The sequence below is a fragment of the Enterobacter sp. FW301-JW81 genome (genome assembly GCF_058788735.1).
In genome coordinates, this window is record NZ_JBYTBA010000002.1 from 620,909 (window position 1) to 639,729 (window position 18,821).

Annotated in this window: 23 protein-coding genes and 3 tRNA genes; 19 read left to right on the top strand and 7 right to left on the bottom strand. The window is 51.0% G+C overall.

Annotated features, from left to right (window positions below):
- Position 1 precedes the first annotated feature (1 nt).
- From AC3WOK_RS09785 to sdiA, 13 genes are all read left to right on the top strand, one after another.
- Entirely contained in the window at positions 2–1,156 is a 1,155-nt protein-coding gene (locus AC3WOK_RS09785) for a DegT/DnrJ/EryC1/StrS family aminotransferase (RefSeq protein WP_492354422.1), read from the top strand.
- Positions 1,157–1,168: 12 nt separating this feature from the next.
- Positions 1,169–1,867 carry a WbqC family protein gene (locus tag AC3WOK_RS09790; protein WP_492354423.1) on the top strand — a complete coding sequence of 233 codons (699 nt, stop codon included), beginning with the start codon at positions 1,169–1,171 and terminating at the stop codon, positions 1,865–1,867.
- Position 1,868: 1 nt separating this feature from the next.
- On the top strand, positions 1,869–2,831 hold the full coding sequence (locus tag AC3WOK_RS09795; RefSeq protein ID WP_492354424.1) for a glycoside hydrolase family protein: 963 nt from the start codon (positions 1,869–1,871) through the stop codon (positions 2,829–2,831).
- Positions 2,825–3,790, top strand: coding sequence for a glycoside hydrolase family protein (locus tag AC3WOK_RS09800; RefSeq protein WP_492354425.1), 966 nt, complete (start codon positions 2,825–2,827; stop codon positions 3,788–3,790). Before AC3WOK_RS09795 ends, AC3WOK_RS09800 begins: the two co-directional genes overlap by 7 nt.
- Positions 3,787–4,239 carry a GNAT family N-acetyltransferase gene (locus AC3WOK_RS09805; RefSeq protein WP_492354426.1) on the top strand — a complete coding sequence of 151 codons (453 nt, stop codon included), beginning with the start codon at positions 3,787–3,789 and terminating at the stop codon, positions 4,237–4,239. The genes AC3WOK_RS09800 and AC3WOK_RS09805 overlap by 4 nt, the downstream gene beginning before the upstream one ends.
- A complete protein-coding gene (locus AC3WOK_RS09810) occupies positions 4,236–4,973 on the top strand; it encodes a class I SAM-dependent methyltransferase (protein ID WP_492354427.1) in 738 nt (245 codons plus the stop codon). Before AC3WOK_RS09805 ends, AC3WOK_RS09810 begins: the two co-directional genes overlap by 4 nt.
- A 148-nt stretch (positions 4,974–5,121) precedes the next feature.
- Positions 5,122–5,841, top strand: a complete 720-nt coding sequence (locus tag AC3WOK_RS09815; RefSeq protein ID WP_059310219.1) for an RNA polymerase sigma factor FliA — start codon at positions 5,122–5,124, stop codon at positions 5,839–5,841.
- Between the two features lie 54 nt (positions 5,842–5,895).
- Positions 5,896–6,447 carry a flagella biosynthesis regulatory protein FliZ gene (gene fliZ / locus AC3WOK_RS09820; RefSeq protein WP_010432406.1) on the top strand — a complete coding sequence of 184 codons (552 nt, stop codon included), beginning with the start codon at positions 5,896–5,898 and terminating at the stop codon, positions 6,445–6,447.
- A gap of 86 nt (positions 6,448–6,533) precedes the next feature.
- Positions 6,534–7,334: a cystine ABC transporter substrate-binding protein gene (gene tcyJ / locus AC3WOK_RS09825; RefSeq protein ID WP_021240470.1), complete on the top strand. Its 801-nt coding sequence runs from the start codon at positions 6,534–6,536 to the stop codon at positions 7,332–7,334.
- A 106-nt stretch (positions 7,335–7,440) separates the two neighbouring features.
- On the top strand, positions 7,441–8,427 hold the full coding sequence (gene dcyD / locus AC3WOK_RS09830; RefSeq protein WP_492354428.1) for a D-cysteine desulfhydrase: 987 nt from the start codon (positions 7,441–7,443) through the stop codon (positions 8,425–8,427).
- 21 nt (positions 8,428–8,448) lie between these two features.
- Positions 8,449–9,117, top strand: coding sequence for a cystine ABC transporter permease (tcyL, locus tag AC3WOK_RS09835; protein WP_047345976.1), 669 nt, complete (start codon positions 8,449–8,451; stop codon positions 9,115–9,117).
- Positions 9,114–9,866: an L-cystine ABC transporter ATP-binding protein TcyN gene (gene tcyN, locus AC3WOK_RS09840; protein ID WP_047345975.1), complete on the top strand. Its 753-nt coding sequence runs from the start codon at positions 9,114–9,116 to the stop codon at positions 9,864–9,866. The genes tcyL and tcyN overlap by 4 nt, the downstream gene beginning before the upstream one ends.
- Before the next feature lie 221 nt (positions 9,867–10,087).
- Positions 10,088–10,810, top strand: a complete 723-nt coding sequence (gene sdiA, locus AC3WOK_RS09845) for a quorum-sensing transcriptional regulator SdiA (protein ID WP_059310217.1) — start codon at positions 10,088–10,090, stop codon at positions 10,808–10,810.
- A gap of 66 nt (positions 10,811–10,876) precedes the next feature.
- Here sdiA and AC3WOK_RS09850 read toward each other — a convergent pair whose 3' ends face one another.
- Complete coding sequence (locus tag AC3WOK_RS09850; RefSeq protein WP_008500345.1) at positions 10,877–11,101, bottom strand: DUF2594 family protein; 225 nt, start codon at positions 11,099–11,101, stop codon at positions 10,877–10,879.
- On the bottom strand, positions 11,098–11,349 hold the full coding sequence (locus AC3WOK_RS09855; RefSeq protein ID WP_447855889.1) for a hypothetical protein: 252 nt from the start codon (positions 11,347–11,349) through the stop codon (positions 11,098–11,100). Before AC3WOK_RS09855 ends, AC3WOK_RS09850 begins: the two co-directional genes overlap by 4 nt.
- A 218-nt stretch (positions 11,350–11,567) precedes the next feature.
- Here AC3WOK_RS09855 and uvrY point away from each other — a divergent pair, with 218 nt between their 5' ends.
- The 6 genes from uvrY to AC3WOK_RS09885 all read left to right on the top strand — a co-directional run bounded on the left by uvrY (position 11,568) and on the right by AC3WOK_RS09885 (position 15,104).
- Complete coding sequence (gene uvrY / locus AC3WOK_RS09860; RefSeq protein WP_013096026.1) at positions 11,568–12,224, top strand: UvrY/SirA/GacA family response regulator transcription factor; 657 nt, start codon at positions 11,568–11,570, stop codon at positions 12,222–12,224.
- Positions 12,221–14,053 carry an excinuclease ABC subunit UvrC gene (gene uvrC, locus AC3WOK_RS09865; protein WP_059310216.1) on the top strand — a complete coding sequence of 611 codons (1,833 nt, stop codon included), beginning with the start codon at positions 12,221–12,223 and terminating at the stop codon, positions 14,051–14,053. The genes uvrY and uvrC overlap by 4 nt, the downstream gene beginning before the upstream one ends.
- A 56-nt stretch (positions 14,054–14,109) precedes the next feature.
- The gene (gene pgsA / locus AC3WOK_RS09870; RefSeq protein ID WP_008500348.1) at positions 14,110–14,658 is read left to right on the top strand and encodes a CDP-diacylglycerol--glycerol-3-phosphate 3-phosphatidyltransferase; all 549 of its coding nucleotides are present in this window, start codon (positions 14,110–14,112) and stop codon (positions 14,656–14,658) included.
- Between the two features lie 152 nt (positions 14,659–14,810).
- Positions 14,811–14,886: transfer RNA gene (locus AC3WOK_RS09875), tRNA-Gly, on the top strand.
- Positions 14,887–14,932: 46 nt separating this feature from the next.
- A tRNA-Cys gene (locus AC3WOK_RS09880) sits at positions 14,933–15,006 on the top strand.
- 11 nt (positions 15,007–15,017) lie between these two features.
- Positions 15,018–15,104, top strand: a tRNA-Leu gene (locus AC3WOK_RS09885).
- Between the two features lie 126 nt (positions 15,105–15,230).
- Here the strand turns inward: AC3WOK_RS09885 and AC3WOK_RS09890 are convergent.
- From AC3WOK_RS09890 to AC3WOK_RS09910, 5 genes are all read right to left on the bottom strand, one after another.
- Positions 15,231–16,241: a phage integrase central domain-containing protein gene (locus AC3WOK_RS09890; protein ID WP_492354429.1), complete on the bottom strand. Its 1,011-nt coding sequence runs from the start codon at positions 16,239–16,241 to the stop codon at positions 15,231–15,233.
- Complete coding sequence (locus tag AC3WOK_RS09895; protein WP_016063584.1) at positions 16,241–16,468, bottom strand: DUF4224 domain-containing protein; 228 nt, start codon at positions 16,466–16,468, stop codon at positions 16,241–16,243. Before AC3WOK_RS09895 ends, AC3WOK_RS09890 begins: the two co-directional genes overlap by 1 nt.
- Before the next feature lie 45 nt (positions 16,469–16,513).
- On the bottom strand, positions 16,514–17,056 hold the full coding sequence (locus AC3WOK_RS09900; RefSeq protein ID WP_492354430.1) for a hypothetical protein: 543 nt from the start codon (positions 17,054–17,056) through the stop codon (positions 16,514–16,516).
- Positions 17,057–17,391: 335 nt separating this feature from the next.
- Positions 17,392–18,402, bottom strand: coding sequence for a ParB-like helix-turn-helix domain-containing protein (locus AC3WOK_RS09905; protein WP_492354431.1), 1,011 nt, complete (start codon positions 18,400–18,402; stop codon positions 17,392–17,394).
- Complete coding sequence (locus AC3WOK_RS09910) at positions 18,402–18,761, bottom strand: hypothetical protein (RefSeq protein ID WP_492354432.1); 360 nt, start codon at positions 18,759–18,761, stop codon at positions 18,402–18,404. Before AC3WOK_RS09910 ends, AC3WOK_RS09905 begins: the two co-directional genes overlap by 1 nt.
- Between the last annotated feature and the right edge of the window lie 60 nt (positions 18,762–18,821).

The window sequence follows — 18,821 nt, forward strand, 5'->3', positions numbered from 1 at the left end:
TATGAAAAATGTCTACGTAACCAGTCCACTTCTTCCGCCGCTTGAGGAGTTCATCCCTTACCTGGAAACCTTGTGGGAAAGCAAAATTTTGACCAATAGCGGGCAATTCCATCAGCAGCTGGAGGAGGCGCTGGCCGCGTATCTGGGCGTGAAGCATGTCTGCCTTTTCTCCAACGGCACGCTTGCGCTGCTGACGGCACTTCAGACATTGCGTATTACCGGCGAAGTGATTACCACGCCGTACTCCTTTGTCGCCACGTCTCATAGCCTGCTGTGGAATGATTTAACGCCGGTTTTTGCCGATATCGACCCCGTTACCTTTAATATCGACCCGGACCGTATTGAAGAGCTAATTACCCCTCAAACGACGGCCATCATGCCGGTCCACTGCTATGGCATTCCCTGCGACATGGCGCGCATCCAGAAAATTGCCGATACCTATGGCCTGAAGGTGATTTACGATGCGGCCCACTGTTTTGGTGTTAAACAGGATAACGCCAGCATCCTCAATTACGGCGATTTGTCCGTGCTGAGCTTCCACGCAACGAAGGTGTTTAACACCTTCGAAGGAGGAGCCATTATTTGCCATGATGCCAAAACCAAGCAGCGTATCGATTACCTTAAAAATTTCGGTTTTGCCGATGAAACCATTGTGATGGCGCCGGGTATCAACGCCAAAATGAATGAAGTGCAGGCGGCGATGGGGCTGCTACAGCTGAAGTATATTGATAGCGCGCTGCACGAACGCGCAATTATTTATCAACGCTACGTTGAGCTGCTAGATTCCACGCTCCCTGCGCTGGAATACATTAAGCCTGCCGACAATATTGAATGGAATTACTCCTATTTCCCGGTGCTTATTCGCGCTGATTCCGCGGTAAGCAGGGATACCATCTATGCGGAGCTGCGCAAGCATAATATCTATGCCCGGCGCTATTTCTATCCGCTGATCAGCGCATTCCCGATGTATCGCCACTTCCCGACGGCGAATGCGCAACATCTCCCGGTGGCTGATGAAATTTCTCATGCTGTACTCTGTCTGCCAATTTATCCAGGTCTGCCCGTGGCCGATCAGCGTCGCATTATTGAGATTATCCAGGATTTGTTTATTAATGCGGCCCGTGCGGCAGAACCTGCGCTGGTCGTTAATGGATAAGAAGGGAAACCGATGAAGTTGGCAATCATGCAGCCCTATTTTTTCCCGTATTGCGGCTATTTCCAGCTGATGGCGGCAGTGGATGCGTTCGTGGTGTATGACAACATCAAGTACACGAAAAAAGGGTGGATTAACCGTAACCGTATCCAGACTCGCGGCGCGGAGTCGTTAATTTCGCTGCCTTTAAAAAAAGACTCCGACTTTCTGGATATCCGGGCGCGGCAGCTCTCGGCTGCGTTTGACCGTAATAAGCTATGTAATCAGATTGCGGGTGCGTACCGCCACGCGCCCTGGTTTTCCGCGGTAATGCCGGTAGTTGAGAACATTATTCAGAACCCGGACGATAACCTTTTTGATTATCTGTGGCAGGGGTTGATCGGGCTGAGGGATTATTTCGGCTTATCCTGCGAGCTGATTGTTTCGTCTTCGTTACCGGCGAATCACGCCTTAAAGTCCCAGGATCGCGTCATTGATATTTGTCAGGTGATGAACGCCCGTACGTATATTAATCCCCCGGGGGGTATGGCGCTCTATTCCCGACAGGATTTTGTTGAACGCGGGCTTGAGCTGCAATTTATCCAGCCGCATCCGTGGCGCTACCCGCATTCTGACGCGGAGTTTATCCCCTGGCTGTCGATTATTGACGTCATGATGTTTAACCCTCGCGATGAGGTGGTACGTCGCCTGCAACGTGGTTATGAGTTAATTTAATATGTTTACATGGAAAAAATTGGGGAAGGTCTTTACCCCGCAGGAAGTCACCCATCTCCCATGGCTTAAAGAGTTTGCGCAGGCTCCCGCGACGCTGATTTTTGATAATTTCGTGCGCGTCTACTTCTCCTGCCGCCCGCCTGCCGATGAACAGGGTAAATACGTCAGCTATTCCGCCTGGGTGGATTTGGCCCGTGACGATCTCTTCCGCGTATTGCGCTTTGCCCGCGAACCGATTCTCCCGCTGGGGGGGTACGGAGAATTTGACGAGTTTGGTACCTATCCCGTCTCCGTGATGCGCGATAACGATGTGATAAAAGCCTGGTATGCAGGCTGGACGCGCTGCGAATCCGTGCCGTTCAACGTGGCGATTGGCATGGCGGTAAGCCATGACAAGGGGGAGAGCTTCGTTAAAGCGGGGCCGGGGCCGGTAATCGGTTACTCGCCGGATGAACCGTTCGTGATGAGCGGGCCCAAAATTCGCAGATTCAATAACCAGTGGCAGCTTTTTTATATTGCCGGTCGAAAATGGAAGTGGGTGGATGGCCGCGCTGAACCGGTCTACAAGATTCGCATGGCGACATCTGAAGATGGCATCACCTGGACGAAGCTGAATAAAGATCTGATCCCCAGCCGTATAGAAGAGGACGAGGCGCAGGCCAGTCCGGATGTGTTTTACGCCAACGGCAAATACCACATGTTTTTTTGCTACCGTTACAGCGCCCATTATCGTGGAAAACAGAACGGTTACCGCATCGGATACGCGTGGAGCCTGGATATGATCGCGTGGCATCGGGATGATAGCAAAGCCGGTATTGACGTTTCTGCTTCCGGATGGGATGCAGAGATGATCAGCTATCCGCACGTCTTCGAACTGGATGGCAAGATTTATATGGCTTATCTGGGGGATCAGGTAGGGCGCTACGGCTTTGGACTGGCACAACTTGAGGGAAAATTATGTTAACCCTGAACTGGCGTAAGCATGGGCTTATCTATTCGCCGTCACAGTTTCCGCCGCTGGCAAATGGGGTTGGCTTTGCTCAGTCTCCACAGGCGCTGGTGTTTGATGACTTTGTCCGTATCTACTTCTCCACGCGCGAGCGGGAGGAAAATACCGCAAAGTTTATTAGCCGGGTCTGCTATGTGGATATGGATAAATCTTTGCGGGAGGTGCTTCGCGTCAGTCCCGAACCGGTGATTGCGCCTGCTGAGTTGGGCACATTCGACGAGCACGGTATTTTCCCCTGCAACGTCCTGCGTCACGAAGACAAAATTCTGGCCTGGACAACGGGCTGGAATCGCCGCGTTTCGGTCTCAGTTGATACGGCAATTGGCCTTGCGGTCAGTACGGATAACGGCGAACATTTCACTCGCATCGGCACCGGCCCCGTAATGGGCCCCTCGCTGCACGAGCCGCACCTGGTGGGGGACGCGTTTGTTATCCACACCCGTGAACGTTTCCATATGTTGTACATCTTTGGCACGGGCTGGAAAAAGCGCACGCCGGATTCGGTACCGGATCGCATCTATAAAATTGCCCATGCGGAATCAAACGATGGCATTAACTGGCAGCGCGACAGCAGGCAAATAATCCCTTCTGTTCTGGGCGATGACGAATGCCAGGCGCTGCCGACGGTGATTGAAATCAACGGCCGGTATCATATGGTCTTTTGCTTCCGGGAGTGTTTCGATTTCCGCACCGGGCAGGGGCGCGGTTACCGTCTGGGCTATGCCTGGTCTGATGATTTACACCACTGGCATCGTGACGACAGCCAGATGGCCGCGCTGGCGTCCGTGGATGATTGGGACAGCGATATGCAGTGCTATCCGCATCTCTTCCGCTGCGATGACAAAGTCTTTTTGCTTTATAACGGCAATGCGTTTGGCAAGGCCGGGTTTGGCCTCGCGGAAATGGTGATATGAATCGCTGGGTGTTCTGCCAGAACCGCGCCACACCGGAGGAGATCGTCGTCCATTTTAATCAATGTGACCCGCTTTTTATTGCCTCAATCACCGGTGTAATAGCGTTACAGGACTATGCCAAAAAAATTGTGGATCGGGCATGGCGAGTAGAAGCCTGGCATAACAACGCGCTCACAGGGCTGGTTGCAGCCTATTATAACGCGCAGCGTCAACAGGGGTTTATTACCAATGTTTCCGTTTTGCCTGACGCTCAACAATGCGGTTTGGGCAGCCAGCTCTTAATTCAATGCATTGGACATTTACAGCGCCTGGGTGTGGCTGAAATTAATCTTGAAGTCGATGAGAATAATGCGTCGGCGCAACGTTTATATCTAAAACATGGATTTACCTTCGTCGTTTCAAACGGCTCAAAGATAACCATGACTTTGCAGAGTGAGATAACAACATGACTCTTCGTGATTACAATCAGGAAATCAAAGATACAGCCGATCATCAGTATGCCTATAATTTTGATTTTGATGTGATGCATCCTTTTATGATTCGTGCGTTTACGCCTTTCTTTAAGCCGGGTAATTTACTTGAGCTTGGGAGTTTTAAAGGCGATTTTACTGCACGCCTTGCTGAAAAATTCAACGACATCACCTGCGTGGAGGCCTCGGCAGAGGCGATGGCCATTGCCAGCGAGCGTCTGGGTAAAAACGTATCATTTGTCCATTCTCGTTTTGAGGATGTTGAACTGCCGGAACGCTATGACAATATTGTTCTCACGCACGTGCTGGAACATATCGACGATCCCGTTAAGCTCTTAAAACGTATCAATGATGAATGGTTAACGGATGCCGGACATCTTTTTCTGGTCTGTCCTAACGCACATGCCGCTTCCCGGCAGATTGCCGTTAAAATGGGGCTTATCTCGCATAATAGCGCGGTGACGGAGGCTGAATATCATCACGGTCACCGTTGCACTTATTCTCTGGATACGCTTGAGAGAGACGCTCGTCTTGCAGGTCTTAACGTTGTTTATCGTACGGGTATTTTCTTCAAGGCGCTCGCTAATTTCCAGTGGGACAAACTTCTACAGACAGATATCATCTCTAAGCAATATCTTGAGGGGTGCTACGAGTTAGGCCATCAATACCCGGATTTATGTTCGAGCATATTCTTGCTGTGCAAAAAAGGCTGACTTTATTCTTACTGCAGGATGCATGTTATCTCGACATGCATCAGTAACCTTCAAATAACCCCTCATTTTACCCACTATTCATCCAATTGAACGCCCTGCAGAATCGGATAATCATGCCGATAACTCAACTAACGCAGGGCTGTTTATCGTGAATTCACTCTATACCGCTGAAGGTGTAATGGATAAACACTCGCTGTGGCAGCGTTATGTCCCGCTGGTGCGTCACGAAGCATTGCGCCTCCAGGTGCGCTTGCCGGCGAGCGTGGAACTCGACGATCTGCTACAGGCGGGCGGTATCGGGTTATTGAATGCAGTTGACCGATACGACGCTCTGCAAGGAACGGCATTTACGACTTACGCAGTTCAGCGTATTCGTGGTGCGATGCTGGACGAACTGCGCAGCCGCGACTGGGTGCCGCGCAGTGTTCGCCGCAACGCGCGCGAAGTGGCGCATGCGATGGGGCAGCTGGAACAGGAACTGGGACGTAACGCAACGGAAACCGAAGTGGCGGAACGTCTTGGCATTGCTGTTGAAGAGTATCGTCAGATGTTGCTCGATACCAATAATAGCCAACTCTTCTCCTACGACGAGTGGCGCGAAGAGCATGGCGATAGCATCGAGCTGGTGACGGATGAGCACCAGCAGGAAAACCCGTTACACCACTTAATGGAAGGGAATTTACGCCATCGCGTGATGGAGGCTATTGAAGCTCTGCCTGAACGCGAACAGCTGGTGTTGACCCTTTATTACCAGGAAGAGCTTAACCTCAAAGAGATTGGCGCTGTTCTGGAGGTGGGAGAGTCGCGGGTGAGCCAGCTGCACAGCCAGGCCATTAAACGCTTACGAACCAAGCTGGGTAAGTTATAGGTGATTGATTCACCTGAAAAATGCCGCACAACGTATTGACAACCAGGAGTTATCATGACGGTGCAGCAATCTAAAAGACGGCCTTTAAGCCGCTACCTGAAAGACTTTAAACACAGCCAGACGCATTGCGCCCACTGTAACAAGCTACTCGACCGTATCACGCTGGTTCGCCGTGGCGAAATCGTCAATAAGATCGCGATTTCGCGCCTCGACACGTTGATGGACGAAGCAGCATGGCTCGAAGAGCAAAAAGAGTGGGTGGCGCTTTGCCGTTTCTGTGGCGATCTCCACTGCAAAGAGCAAAGCGACTTCTTCGATATTATTGGCTTCAAACAATTCCTGTTTGAACAAACGGAGATGAGCCACGGAACCGTTCGCGAATATGTGGTTCGCCTGCGTCGCCTCGGCCAGCATCTGACCGTGAACAATATTTCCCGCGATCTGCTCAAGACCGGTTATCTGGATGAGAATCTGGAGCCGTGGCTGCCAGCGACCAGCACCAACAACTACCGTATTGCCCTGCGTAAGTATGCGCAATACAAGGTACAAATGCCGGGGGTCGTGAAGCAGAAAGCCCACGCCGGAACAACTTCTGATATATATTAAAAAAGAATAAGATGTAGCGCAGTCGCCTTTGACGTTGCAGGCGATTTCTCTACACTACGTAAAAATTCCACTATATCGGGGTATTTATGAAATTTGCACTTCTGGGTCGTCAGGCGCTGATGGGTGTTATGGCCGTTGCGCTGGTTGCGGGCATGAGCGTGAAAACGTTCGCTGCAGAAAACCTGCTGAATAAAGTAAAAGAGCGCGGTACGCTGCTGGTTGGGCTGGAAGGGACCTATCCTCCGTTCAGCTTCCAGGGCGATGACGGTAAGCTGACCGGTTTTGAAGTGGAATTTGCTGAAGAGCTGGCGAAGCACCTCGGCGTGAAAGCGTCCCTGAAACCGACCAAATGGGACGGTATGCTGGCGTCGCTGGATTCCAAACGTATTGATGTAGTCATTAACCAGGTGACCATCTCTGACGAACGTAAGAAGAAATATGACTTCTCCACCCCGTACACCGTATCCGGTATTCAGGCGCTGGTGAAAAAAGGCAACGAAGGCACCATCAAAACGGCTGCGGACCTGAAAGGTAAGAAAGTCGGCGTGGGTCTGGGAACCAACTACGAAGAGTGGCTGCGCCAGAACGTTCAGGGCGTGGATATCCGCACCTATGATGATGACCCGACGAAATACCAGGATCTTCGCGTGGGCCGTACCGATGCCATTCTGGTTGACCGCCTGGCAGCGCTGGATCTGGTCAAGAAAACCAACAATACCCTGGCGGTAGCGGGTGATGCGTTCTCTCGTCAGGAATCCGGCGTGGCCGTTCGTAAAGGCAACGAAGACCTGGTAAAAGCGATCGATTCCGCGATTGCTGACATGCAAAAAGACGGCAGCCTGAAGGCGCTCTCCGAGAAGTGGTTCGGGGCAGACGTCACCAAATAAGTCTTTGACGTAAAAAAAGGCGCTTTTAAAAGCGCCTTTTTTATTTCTTACGCGTCTGCGTGCATAATGAAAAATATCACATTTTGTCTGAGTTACCGGAGAACCCATGCCACTACAGAATTTAACGCGCTTTCCTCGCCTGGAGTTTATCGGCGCGCCAACGCCGCTGGAGTACCTGCCGCGATTTTCTGATTATTTAGGCCGCGATATTTTTATTAAGCGTGACGACGTGACGCCGATGGCGATGGGAGGCAACAAGCTGCGCAAGCTGGAGTTTCTGGCGGCGGACGCCCTGCGCGAAGGCGCGGATACGCTCATTACTGCCGGGGCCATTCAGTCCAACCACGTTCGTCAGACGGCGGCAGTGGCGGCAAAACTTGGGCTCCACTGCGTGGCGTTGCTGGAAAACCCGATTGGCACGCGGGCAGAAAACTATCTGACCAACGGTAACCGCCTGCTGCTGGACCTGTTTAACGTGCAGGTTGAGATGGTCGACGCGTTGACCGACCCGACCGCCCAGCTTGACGAGCTGGCGACGCGTCTGGAAGCGCAGGGTTTTCGTCCCTACGTTATTCCCGTCGGCGGTTCGAATGCGCTGGGCGCGCTGGGGTATGTGGAAAGCGCGCTGGAAATCGCGCAGCAGTGCGAGGGCGCGGTAAGCCTCTCCTCTGTGGTGGTGGCGTCTGGCAGTGCGGGCACGCATGCCGGGCTGGCGGTGGGTCTGGAGAAGCTGATGCCGGACGTCGAGCTGATTGGCGTGACGGTATCCCGCAGCGTGGCGGACCAGAAGCCAAAAGTGGTGACCTTACAGCAGGCGGTAGCCGGGCAGCTGGAGCTGAAGGCAAAGGCCGATATTCTGCTCTGGGATGACTATTTTGCACCGGGCTACGGCACGCCTAACGAAGAGGGAATGGAAGCGGTTAAGCTGCTGGCGCGCCTCGAGGGCATTTTGCTCGACCCGGTCTATACGGGTAAAGCGATGGCCGGACTGATTGATGGCATTGCGCAGAAACGCTTTAAGGATGAAGGGCCGATTTTATTTGTCCATACCGGCGGGGCTCCTGCGCTGTTTGCCTACCATCCTCATGTCTAAAAATCAGGTCGAAAAATAATAATGCAAGAAAGTATTCAACTGGTTATTGATTCGCTGCCGTATCTGCTGAAAGGCGCGGTGTTTACATTACAGCTCAGTATTGGCGGGATGTTCTTCGGGTTGGTGCTGGGCTTTGTGCTGGCCTTAATGCGCCTGTCACCCATTCTGCCGGTACGCTGGCTGGCGCGTTTTTATATCTCCGTGTTTCGCGGTACGCCGCTTATCGCCCAGCTCTTTATGATCTACTACGGCTTACCGCAGTTTGGTATCGAGCTGGATCCGATCCCCGCAGCGATGATTGGCCTGTCGCTCAATACCGCAGCGTACACCTCTGAAACCCTGCGCGCGGCCATCTCCTCCATTGACAAAGGGCAGTGGGAGGCGGCGGCAAGTATCGGTATGACCCCCTGGCAGACGCTGCGCCGCGCCATCCTGCCGCAGGCGGCCCGGGTTGCGCTTCCGCCGCTCAGCAACAGCTTCATTAGCCTGGTGAAAGATACGTCCCTGGCGGCAACGATTCAGGTCCCTGAGCTGTTCCGTCAGGCGCAGCTGATTACCTCCCGCACGCTTGAAGTCTTCACCATGTATCTGGCCGCCTCGCTGATTTACTGGGTGATGGCGACGGTACTGTCTGCCCTGCAAAACTACTTCGAAAACCAGCTTAACCGCCAGGAGCGTGATCCAAAATGAGTGCTATCGATGTCAAAAACCTGGTGAAAAAATTCCACGGTCAAACGGTGCTCCACGGGATCGATCTTGAAGTTGAGCAGGGTGAAGTGGTGGCGATTATCGGGCCGAGCGGGTCGGGAAAGACAACGCTGCTGCGCAGCATCAACCTGCTTGAACAGCCGGAAGGCGGCACCATTCGGGTTGGGGAGATAACGATTGATACCGCGAAATCCATCAGCCAGCAGAAGGGATTGATCCGCCGCCTGCGCCAGCACGTCGGCTTCGTTTTCCAGAACTTCAACCTTTTCCCACACCGTACGGTGCTGGAGAACATTATTGAAGGGCCGGTCATCGTAAAGGGTGAATCGAAAGAGGAGGCGACGGCGCGCGCGCGTGAACTGCTCGCCAAAGTTGGGCTGGCGGGTAAAGAGACCAGCTATCCGCGCCGCCTGTCGGGGGGCCAACAGCAGCGCGTGGCGATAGCGCGCGCGCTGGCGATGCGCCCGGACGTAATCCTTTTTGATGAACCGACTTCTGCGCTCGATCCCGAACTGGTGGGGGAGGTGTTGAACACCATTCGCCAGCTGGCACAGGAAAAACGAACGATGGTGATCGTGACCCATGAGATGAGCTTTGCACGTGACGTTGCTGACAGAGCCATCTTTATGGACCAGGGAAGGATCGTGGAGCAGGGGCCGGCGAAGCGCTTATTCGCAGACCCTCAACAGCCGCGAACCCGTCAGTTCCTTGAAAAATTCCTCATGCAGTAGCATTTTTGCACTAATTTGCTCCAGAAATTTACCCTGGGGCAAATTATTCTCCCTCTTCACGCTGTGCCATGTTTTTTTATTCCGCCCTGCTCGGATAAACCTTATCAATAGTAAAGTTAATTGTGCTATTGCCGATATTTTGTAGTTAGAAATAAGTTTTCTGTGTTAGGTTATATTCACCATAATAATGATTATCTTTTCAGAGGCTTCATTTAGTAAGTATGAAGGATTCAGACTTTTTCACCTGGCGACGGGATTGCTCACTCCGGTTTCAGGAATTGACCTGTGCCGACGAGGTATATCAGGAACTACAGAGACAAACACAGGCGCTGGAATTTGATTATTACGCGCTCTGCGTGCGCCATCCCGTGCCATTTACGCGGCCTAAGATCTCCGTGCAGACCACTTACCCAAAGCAGTGGATGGCGCAATATCAATCCGCGAACTATTTCGCTATTGATCCGGTTTTAAAACCGGAGAATTTCATTCAGGGCCATCTTCCCTGGACAGACGCATTATTCGCTGATGCACAGGAATTATGGCACGGCGCTCAGGATCACGGTCTACGCACGGGAATAACGCAGTGCCTGATGCTGCCTAATCATGCGCTCGGCTTCCTGTCAGTTTCCCGTACTAGTGTCCTGGAAGGACCGTTTGCCAGTGAAGAAATAGAATTGCGGTTGCAAATGCTGGTGCAAATGGCCTTAACCTCCCTGGTGCGTTTTGAAGATGGGATGGTCATGCCGCCCGAAATGAAATTCAGCAAACGCGAGCGGGAAATTTTGAAATGGACTGCGGAAGGTAAGACCTCAGCGGAAATAGCGATCATTCTCTCTATCTCGGAGAATACCGTTAACTTCCATCAAAAAAATATGCAGAAGAAATTCAATGCACCAAACAAGACGCAGATTGCGTGCTACGCGGCGGCTACGGGAGTGATTTGAGTAGATAAGACGTTCTGCGTGACAGACGAGATAACGGCTGAATGCCCTGCATTCAGCCGTTTTTTGTTACTGGCGGTAGGCTTGTTTGATCTGCTTAACGGTGTTCGCAAATACCGCAGATTCAGCCTGGTCTTCCATCTCCGCGATTTGTTTTTCCATTTTAATGATCACACGACCGGCGTCAGCCTGGCCCATCGCCTGCAGCATCAGCGTCAGCAGCGCTTTCAGGCAGTTTACTTCCTGTGCCAGTTCCTGGTTATTCTCCGCAGTGGCAAATTCAGGTGTGCTCATTTATTTTCCTCATTATTTAACGGCGCTAAAACGCGACGACGAAAGTCAAGGCGGCGGAGTATACCACAAGCTGTCGCAAAAAATGCAGCGGTTGTTTTTCGTACTTTTATGCGGATGTTTAATTGCGTAAACAGAGCGAGCCGGTAAACTGAGCTGCTGTTTCTGGCAATTAATTGTTTATGTCCGGTTCGCTTGCCGTTAATTATTGTTACAAAAATTTGAGAGCTGTTTTTTTGCAGGTCAAGCATGCAAGGTTTTTGTAACTTTTTGAATACAGATGCTTAAAAAAAGCCGCAACAGCACTGTATGTACGGGCTCGCTTTCCAGGGACTGTACAGGCTAATTTCCAAAAACGAGAGCGAAATCGAATAGCCGGTTTTTTAACGTTTTAATCTTGTGAGGAAAACCGTTAATATAAACCAAATTATCACTCAGTAGCGTTATCCCTATTCTGGAGACATTTCCTTTGATCAACGTCCTTCTTGTTGATGACCACGAACTGGTGCGCGCAGGGATACGACGCATTCTTGAAGATATTAAAGGTATTAAAGTTGCCGGTGAGGCGTGCTGTGGCGAAGATGCCGTAAAATGGTGCCGCACAAACTCCGCCGACGTGGTACTGATGGATATGAACATGCCCGGTATCGGTGGTCTTGAAGCAACGCGCAAAATCGCGCGTACCTTTGTTGATACGAAAGTCATCATGCTGACCGTGCATACCGAGAATCCACTGCCTGCGAAAGTGATGCAGGCGGGCGCTGCTGGTTACCTGAGTAAAGGTGCTGCACCCCAGGAAGTGGTTAATGCTATCCGTTCCGTGTTTGCCGGGCAGCGCTACATTGCTTCCGACATTGCTCAGCAGATGGCGCTGAGCCAGATCGAGCCCGAGAAAACCGAATCGCCGTTTGCCAGTTTGTCCGAGCGTGAATTGCAGATTATGCTGATGATCACCAAAGGTCAGAAGGTGAATGAGATCTCGGAACAGCTGAATCTCAGCCCGAAAACGGTGAACAGCTATCGTTACCGGATGTTCAGTAAACTGAACATTCATGGTGATGTTGAACTGACGCATCTGGCCATCCGGCATGGTTTGTGTAATGCGGAGACGTTGTTAAGTCAGTGAGTGATGTGTTCGATTCAAAAGCATTTCTAAAAACCGTAACCAGCCAGCCTGGCGTCTATCGCATGTATGACGCTGGCGGTACGGTTATCTACGTGGGGAAGGCCAAAGATCTTAAAAAACGCCTCTCCAGCTATTTTCGCAGCAATCTTGCCTCCCGTAAGACCGAAGCGCTGGTCTCACTCATTCAGAATATTGATGTAACCGTCACGCACACGGAGACAGAAGCGCTGCTGCTTGAGCATAACTATATTAAGCTCTACCAGCCGCGTTATAACGTGCTGTTGCGTGATGATAAATCCTATCCGTTTATCTTTCTGAGCGGCGACACCCATCCGCGCCTCGCCATGCACCGCGGTGCAAAACATGCGAAGGGTGAATATTTTGGCCCGTTCCCTAACGGCTACGCCGTGCGCGAAACGCTGGCGCTGCTGCAGAAAATCTTCCCGATTCGCCAGTGTGAAAACAGCGTCTACCGTAACCGCTCGCGCCCGTGCCTGCAGTATCAGATTGGGCGCTGCCTGGGGCCCTGCGTTGCCGGGCTGGTGAGTGAAGAAGAGTACGCCCAGCAGGTGGAGTACGTGCGCCTGTTCTTAGCCGGAAAAGACGATCAGGTGTTAACGCAGCTGATCGAGCGGATGGAAAAAGCCAGCGCCTCCCTTGAGTTCGAAGAGGCCGCGCGAATCCGCGACCAGATCCAGGCGGTGCGCAGAGTTACTGAGAAACAGTTTGTCTCAAATACCGGTGACGATCTCGACGTCATCGGGGTGTCCTTTGACGCAGGGATGGCCTGCGTGCACGTTCTCTTTATTCGCCAGGGCAAAGTGCTCGGTAGCCGCAGCTATTTCCCGAAAGTGCCCGGCGGCACCGAGCTGGGTGAAGTGGTGGAAACCTTTGTCGGTCAGTTCTATCTGCAGGGAAGCCAGATGCGCACGCTGCCTTCTGAGATCCTGCTTGATTTCAATCTCGACGATAAAACCCTGCTGGCCGATTCGCTTTCCGAACTTGCCGGCCGTCGGGTCAATGTACAAACCAGGCCGCGCGGCGACAGAGCGCGTTACCTGAAGCTGGCGCGGACCAACGCGGCGACGGCGCTCACGACGAAACTGTCTCAGCAATCGACGGTGAACCAGCGCTTAACGGCCCTGGCGACGCTGCTGAAGCTGCCGGAAGTGAAGCGTATGGAGTGTTTCGACATCAGCCATACGATGGGTGAACAGACGGTTGCGTCCTGCGTGGTGTTTGATGCCAATGGCCCGCTGCGCGCCGAGTACCGCCGCTACAACATCACCGGCATCACGCCGGGCGATGACTATGCGGCGATGAATCAGGTACTGCGTCGTCGCTATGGTAAAGCCATCGAAGAGAGCAAGATCCCGGATGTGATCCTGATTGACGGTGGGAAAGGGCAGCTTGGCCAGGCGAAGGCGGTATTTGAATCGCTTGACGTCAGCTGGGATAAAAACCATCCGCTGCTGCTGGGCGTCGCAAAAGGGGCCGATCGCAAGGCCGGTCTGGAGACATTGTTCTTTGAGCCGGAAGGTGAGGGCTTCAGCCTGCCGCCGGACTCCCCGGCGCTGCACGTCATCCAGCATATTCGCGATGAGTCACACGACCATGCCATCAGCGGCCACCGTAAAAAGCGGGCCAAGGTAAAAAATACCAGTACCCTGGAAACGATTGAAGGCGTGGGGCCGAAGCGTCGGCAGATGCTGCTGAAGTATATGGGCGGATTGCAAGGATTACTCAACGCCAGTATGGAAGAAATTGCAAAAGTGCCGGGTATTTCGCAAGGGCTGGCAGAAAAGATCTACTACTCGTTGAAACATTGAGGGCTCTGTAGCAACATAGAGCTAAATTTTACTGACAACAAATAGTTACCGTCACTATGCAATATAATATCCCTACGTTGCTCACTCTCTTTCGTGTTGTACTCATCCCGTTCTTTGTACTGGCGTTTTATCTGCCGGTCGTCTGGGCACCTTTTGCCTGCGCATTGATCTTCCTGATTGCAGCGGTCACCGACTGGTTCGATGGCTATCTGGCCCGCCGCTGGAACCAAAGCACCCGTTTCGGTGCCTTCCTCGATCCGGTAGCGGATAAAGTCATGGTCGCTATCGCGATGGTGCTGGTGGCCGAGCACTATCATACCTGGTGGGTAACGCTGCCGGCAGCAACCATGATCGGCCGTGAGATCATCATCTCCGCGCTGCGCGAGTGGATGGCTGAACTGGGCAAACGCAGCAGCGTGGCGGTCTCCTGGATTGGTAAAGTGAAAACGACAGCGCAGATGGCGGCGCTGGTCTGGATGCTCTGGCGTCCGAACGCCTGGGTTGAATGGGCGGGAATTGGTCTGCTGTGGGTGGCGGCAGTGCTGACGTTATGGTCAATGCTGCAATATTTGAACGCTGCGCGCGGGGATTTGCTTGATCAGTGATCGTTTCGCCGTAATTTTCAGCAAACGATCCGGGGATGCAAAAAATAACGTTGACTCATAACGTCATATCAGTAGAATGCAACGCATCGAACGGCGGCACAGCAAGCCGGACGATAATGAAATCAAGTGGTTAGAAGTTAACTTGATGACATGCGGGAATAGCTCAGTTGGTAGAGCACGACCTTGCCAAGGTCGGGGTCGCGAGTTCGAGTCTCGTTTCCCGCTCCAGATTAAAGACATGCGCAATAGCGGGTGTCAGTTTGAAAGATTTAACGGCGCGTTAGCAAAGCGGTTATGTAGCGGATTGCAAATCCGTCTAGTCCGGTTCGACTCCGGAACGCGCCTCCACTTTCTTCCCTGGCCGGATGGTGGAATCGGTAGACACAAGGGATTTAAAATCCCTCGGCGTTCGCGCTGTGTGGGTTCAAGTCCCACTCCGGCTACCATGGGAAAACTAGAATAAAATCAATGATAAGCAGTGTCGTATAAACCACCGAAAGGTGGTTTTTTATTGTCGTTTTTTCGCCATTCGCCATTCTTTCGCCATTCGACTTCGCCAGAGAAAGAGGGCATTACTGTCCCCCGACCACCGGAACGATAGGTATTTTTCTATCATAGCGCGCTGTCTGTGACGCATTTTTATGACCAGCTATTCCCTGTTTTTCATTTAGGGTTCCTTCCAGGTCAGATATCCCTTTTGCCTTTAAATCGTGGAAGGTGAATTTGAAGTCAAGCTCAGGAAATTTTTCTGAGGCAAGGGCTTTAGCTTTTCCCCACTGCGCATTAAACGCATCTCTTGTGTATCTCAAACCAGATGGCTGGTGGATCAGATAAATACTCACCATTCCTGTATTTAGAGGGAGAGATTCAGCAAGTCTGACTGCTTTATCCAGTCGCTCCGTCCATGCTTTAATTTGAGGAACGGCTGTTTTGCTCTGTTGAATCATTATGCCTTCATTGAGGATCTGGCTTTTCTTCAGGTCCAATATATCCCCCTGCCTGGCACAACATAAGTAAGCAAGTTCCATTGCCACCTTTACGGGGGCGCCAGCAACGCTTAATAAAGCTTCATATTCCTTATCAGTGACATAGCGAGTCCTGGCCTTTTCCTTAAATTGCTTCACACCCTGACAAGGATTCATCTTCACTTTTCCACGCTCATATGCCCACCTGAACACCCTCGATATAAACGCTTTCTCTCGGTTCGCCTGAACCCTGCTTTTAACACCTCTCTTATCCATATACTTTCTGATATGCTCAGGCTTAATGTTGTCTGGCTTCATCTTCCCGAAAACAACATTTACCTTTGCGCCATACTTTCTGTAGTCCTTTCTGGTTTCAGTGGCCAGTTCATGAAAGTCACCAGAGTTAAAGAACTCTTCGCAAAGTGCGTGGAAGTTGGAACTTACCTTGATATCGTTGATGAAGTTTTCATAGGCCGCCCAGACCTGAGACTTAGTAAAATCGTGATTGCACAATCTTACAGTTCTGCCGTCTGGCGTTCTGAATTCATAGGCTGACTTGCCCCGACGAACGCGGGGCGGCATCCAATTATCTTCTGGGTTTTTGCGGATTCTGGGCATTACATGTCCTTAAAGTTTGGTTCTTCTTCCTCTGGATTGTTCACTACCAGCTTTAGGCCTGCAGGGTTAGTTACATGATCCCATGTAGTGCCAGGCCTACCGTCTTTTCGTGGCACGAAAAATACACCGCTTTCTTTCAGCGCGCGGCACTGAAGGGAAGGGCGGCGATAACCAGTAAGCTGATAGAGGTCATCAGGGGTAAGAAAACGTTGGCTTTGTCCGCTCATCGTATAGCTCTCCACTTAACCGGCTGCACCCGGCTGTAATTTTGATTAGCTCTTTTTAGCGTTCATAAAAAGACCAACGCATAAACCAACTATTCCTAACGCTAACGTTCCACATATCCAGTAGAATAAATTTATGAATCTTTCAAGTTGCTTGTCCGAATACTCACTTGAAGCTTTAATAGTTTTTTCTAAAGAGTCAATGTCTTTTCGCATTAAAGGTAGTGCCATTGCTTTTTCAGGTGAGTTGTTAAGTATATTTTCAAGGTTGTTTATTTTGTCTTGAAGTGTTTTAAATTTAGATTCTAATGTTTCAATTCTTATATTTTCCGATGATAGGGTGGAGGTATTCTTTAATCCCTCAATCATACTTGTAAGCTGAATTGTTTCGTTTCTATAATTATCAATTTGTTTAATTTGCTCTTTATATTTATTCTCAAACTCTTCTGTTGCAGAGACTGTACTGCCGATGTTCAAAGGAAAAGTCTTATCCATATTGTTTTTGAGAAGCACGACTTGTGAGCCTGCTAATACAGTGATAGCAAATACTGCTACTGATATTGATTTAGTGATGATTGAAACCTTATCCATTTTAACCTCTAGTCATATGTTTATTGATTTAGATTTCAGAAGTTTGTTTTCTTGTAAATTGGGGTAGATTGAGGAGACCTAAGTGTACGACCCCGAGTTGAACAATTTATATGCACTTCCAAAGCGTCTAGTCTACTACCTCATCATCAATAAAAGACGATGCAGGAAGCCATTTTTATTATTGTTGAAGATATTTCATATAATATTCCCCTTATCTAAAACTTTGTCTTGAATTACCCATAAGCTATCATTTACGTATTAGCTGGGTAGTTGAAATGATTTTGGACCATTGCTTGTAATAATGATATTGATAATTATCGATAATGCGACAATTTTCATTTTGTATCCAGTTGTGTTTTGTGATTTTTTACAAAGTGGGCCACAGCCTTAGATTGACTGGTGACGATCCCGTTTAGGATAACTTTCTTGCCGCGATAAATTTGTGCAGTGCCGATCCCAATTCCTTCCAGGCTGACGTAAAGGGTTTTCCCTCTTACTTCTGTTTCAGGCACAGGCTGTGAAAGGCGGTAGGTTTCACGCGCTTCCGCAATCGCTTTGTGCTCGTCCATGATGGCCAACGCTTCAGCAAGGGAAGCGCCTTCGAGAGTGAAAACACCTTCATCACTGATCGTGGCCTGAGCCATAAGCTCAACGAAACGGCGCGCGTTCTTTACGCTGAGTTCCGGAGCGATAGAACTGCGGGTAACTTTCGTTTTCCCCTGGGCAGCTGCTACTGCCTTATCGTGCTGGAGAACTTTTCCGGCTTGTTCGCCATACTCCATAACGCGATCAACCGCGACATCGACTGACACCGCACCGGATTTAACTTCCTGCTGAACGTCATGGTTCGCCGTGCTCAGGAGCAGCAACTTCTCTACCGTAACCACTGACTTATTTACCAGTTTTGCGATCTCGCTGGGGGTCTGGTTGAAGGCGTTATGAAGCTCCTGAATAACTGCAGCCTGTTCCATATCGGAGAGCGGGAGCTGGTTGTTACTCGTCATGATGCGAGCCAGGCGCTGAACATCATTACCGTTGAATGGCATGATGTGGATGCGATCTACTGGCTTACCAGCTTCAGCGCAGCGGGCATAGCAGCGACGACGGCGGTGACCTTCAACAACCCACACACCACCTTCATCACGGGCGATAACTTCCAGCGGTGGAACTGATCCGCCGTTCATCAGATAGTTGAACAGGTCATCATCAGCCTGGCGGGTACGTTCATCGTCCTCACGCTTGTTGAAACCTTCACGCACATAGATTTCATCTAGACTGATGAACATCCCGGTATCGGTGCGCTTGATGGTCCCGTCACGGGTCATTTGCTTGAATGAGTTAGCCATCAGAGAGAAACCTCGTTATTCAGGGAAATGACGACACGAGGCAGCTCACGGAGTTCTTGCTGAGCTTCCAGCAGGTGCATGTTGGTAGGTGTTTTGGTGTGGTGCTCTTCGATACGGTCACACTCTTTGGCCCAGCTGGTGACATCCTCACGCAGCGTAGCGTTCTGCTCCGCCAGTTCCTTCCGCTGTGCGATCGCTTCACACAGCGCGTCGCTGGTATAGTCAAGGCGGTTAGCCAGTTCGGTCACAATGCCGCTATAAGCTGGCGGGAGGAGAGGGGCAGCTTTACGTGCTGCGCTGATCAGTTGATCCCGGGTCATTCGTGGTTGTAACTCGGCGTCGTTTAGTGTGTTTTTCATGGTTCGTTTCTCCGTGATATATGCGCTCTGCACAGCGCTGATTTTTGGTTGCACGAATCC

Bases quoted from the DNA above. Each gene is read 5' to 3' on its own strand.
- tcyJ (WP_021240470.1), top strand. From the start codon at position 6,534: ATGAAATTTGCACTTCTGGGTCGTCAGGCGCTGATGGGTGTTATGGCC.
- AC3WOK_RS09785 (WP_492354422.1), top strand. From the start codon at position 2: ATGAAAAATGTCTACGTAACCAGTCCACTTCTTCCGCCGCTTGAGGAG.
- AC3WOK_RS09900 (WP_492354430.1), bottom strand. From the start codon at position 17,056: ATGGATAAGGTTTCAATCATCACTAAATCAATATCAGTAGCAGTATTT.
- tcyL (WP_047345976.1), top strand. From the start codon at position 8,449: ATGCAAGAAAGTATTCAACTGGTTATTGATTCGCTGCCGTATCTGCTG.
- fliZ (WP_010432406.1), top strand. From the start codon at position 5,896: ATGACGGTGCAGCAATCTAAAAGACGGCCTTTAAGCCGCTACCTGAAA.
- AC3WOK_RS09890 (WP_492354429.1), bottom strand. From the start codon at position 16,241: ATGCCCAGAATCCGCAAAAACCCAGAAGATAATTGGATGCCGCCCCGC.
- AC3WOK_RS09850 (WP_008500345.1), bottom strand. From the start codon at position 11,101: ATGAGCACACCTGAATTTGCCACTGCGGAGAATAACCAGGAACTGGCA.
- AC3WOK_RS09855 (WP_447855889.1), bottom strand. From the start codon at position 11,349: ATGCTTGACCTGCAAAAAAACAGCTCTCAAATTTTTGTAACAATAATT.
- dcyD (WP_492354428.1), top strand. From the start codon at position 7,441: ATGCCACTACAGAATTTAACGCGCTTTCCTCGCCTGGAGTTTATCGGC.
- AC3WOK_RS09790 (WP_492354423.1), top strand. From the start codon at position 1,169: ATGAAGTTGGCAATCATGCAGCCCTATTTTTTCCCGTATTGCGGCTAT.
- sdiA (WP_059310217.1), top strand. From the start codon at position 10,088: ATGAAGGATTCAGACTTTTTCACCTGGCGACGGGATTGCTCACTCCGG.
- AC3WOK_RS09795 (WP_492354424.1), top strand. From the start codon at position 1,869: ATGTTTACATGGAAAAAATTGGGGAAGGTCTTTACCCCGCAGGAAGTC.
- AC3WOK_RS09810 (WP_492354427.1), top strand. From the start codon at position 4,236: ATGACTCTTCGTGATTACAATCAGGAAATCAAAGATACAGCCGATCAT.
- AC3WOK_RS09905 (WP_492354431.1), bottom strand. From the start codon at position 18,402: ATGGCTAACTCATTCAAGCAAATGACCCGTGACGGGACCATCAAGCGC.
- AC3WOK_RS09805 (WP_492354426.1), top strand. From the start codon at position 3,787: ATGAATCGCTGGGTGTTCTGCCAGAACCGCGCCACACCGGAGGAGATC.
- AC3WOK_RS09895 (WP_016063584.1), bottom strand. From the start codon at position 16,468: ATGAGCGGACAAAGCCAACGTTTTCTTACCCCTGATGACCTCTATCAG.
- AC3WOK_RS09910 (WP_492354432.1), bottom strand. From the start codon at position 18,761: ATGAAAAACACACTAAACGACGCCGAGTTACAACCACGAATGACCCGG.
- pgsA (WP_008500348.1), top strand. From the start codon at position 14,110: ATGCAATATAATATCCCTACGTTGCTCACTCTCTTTCGTGTTGTACTC.
- AC3WOK_RS09800 (WP_492354425.1), top strand. From the start codon at position 2,825: ATGTTAACCCTGAACTGGCGTAAGCATGGGCTTATCTATTCGCCGTCA.
- tcyN (WP_047345975.1), top strand. From the start codon at position 9,114: ATGAGTGCTATCGATGTCAAAAACCTGGTGAAAAAATTCCACGGTCAA.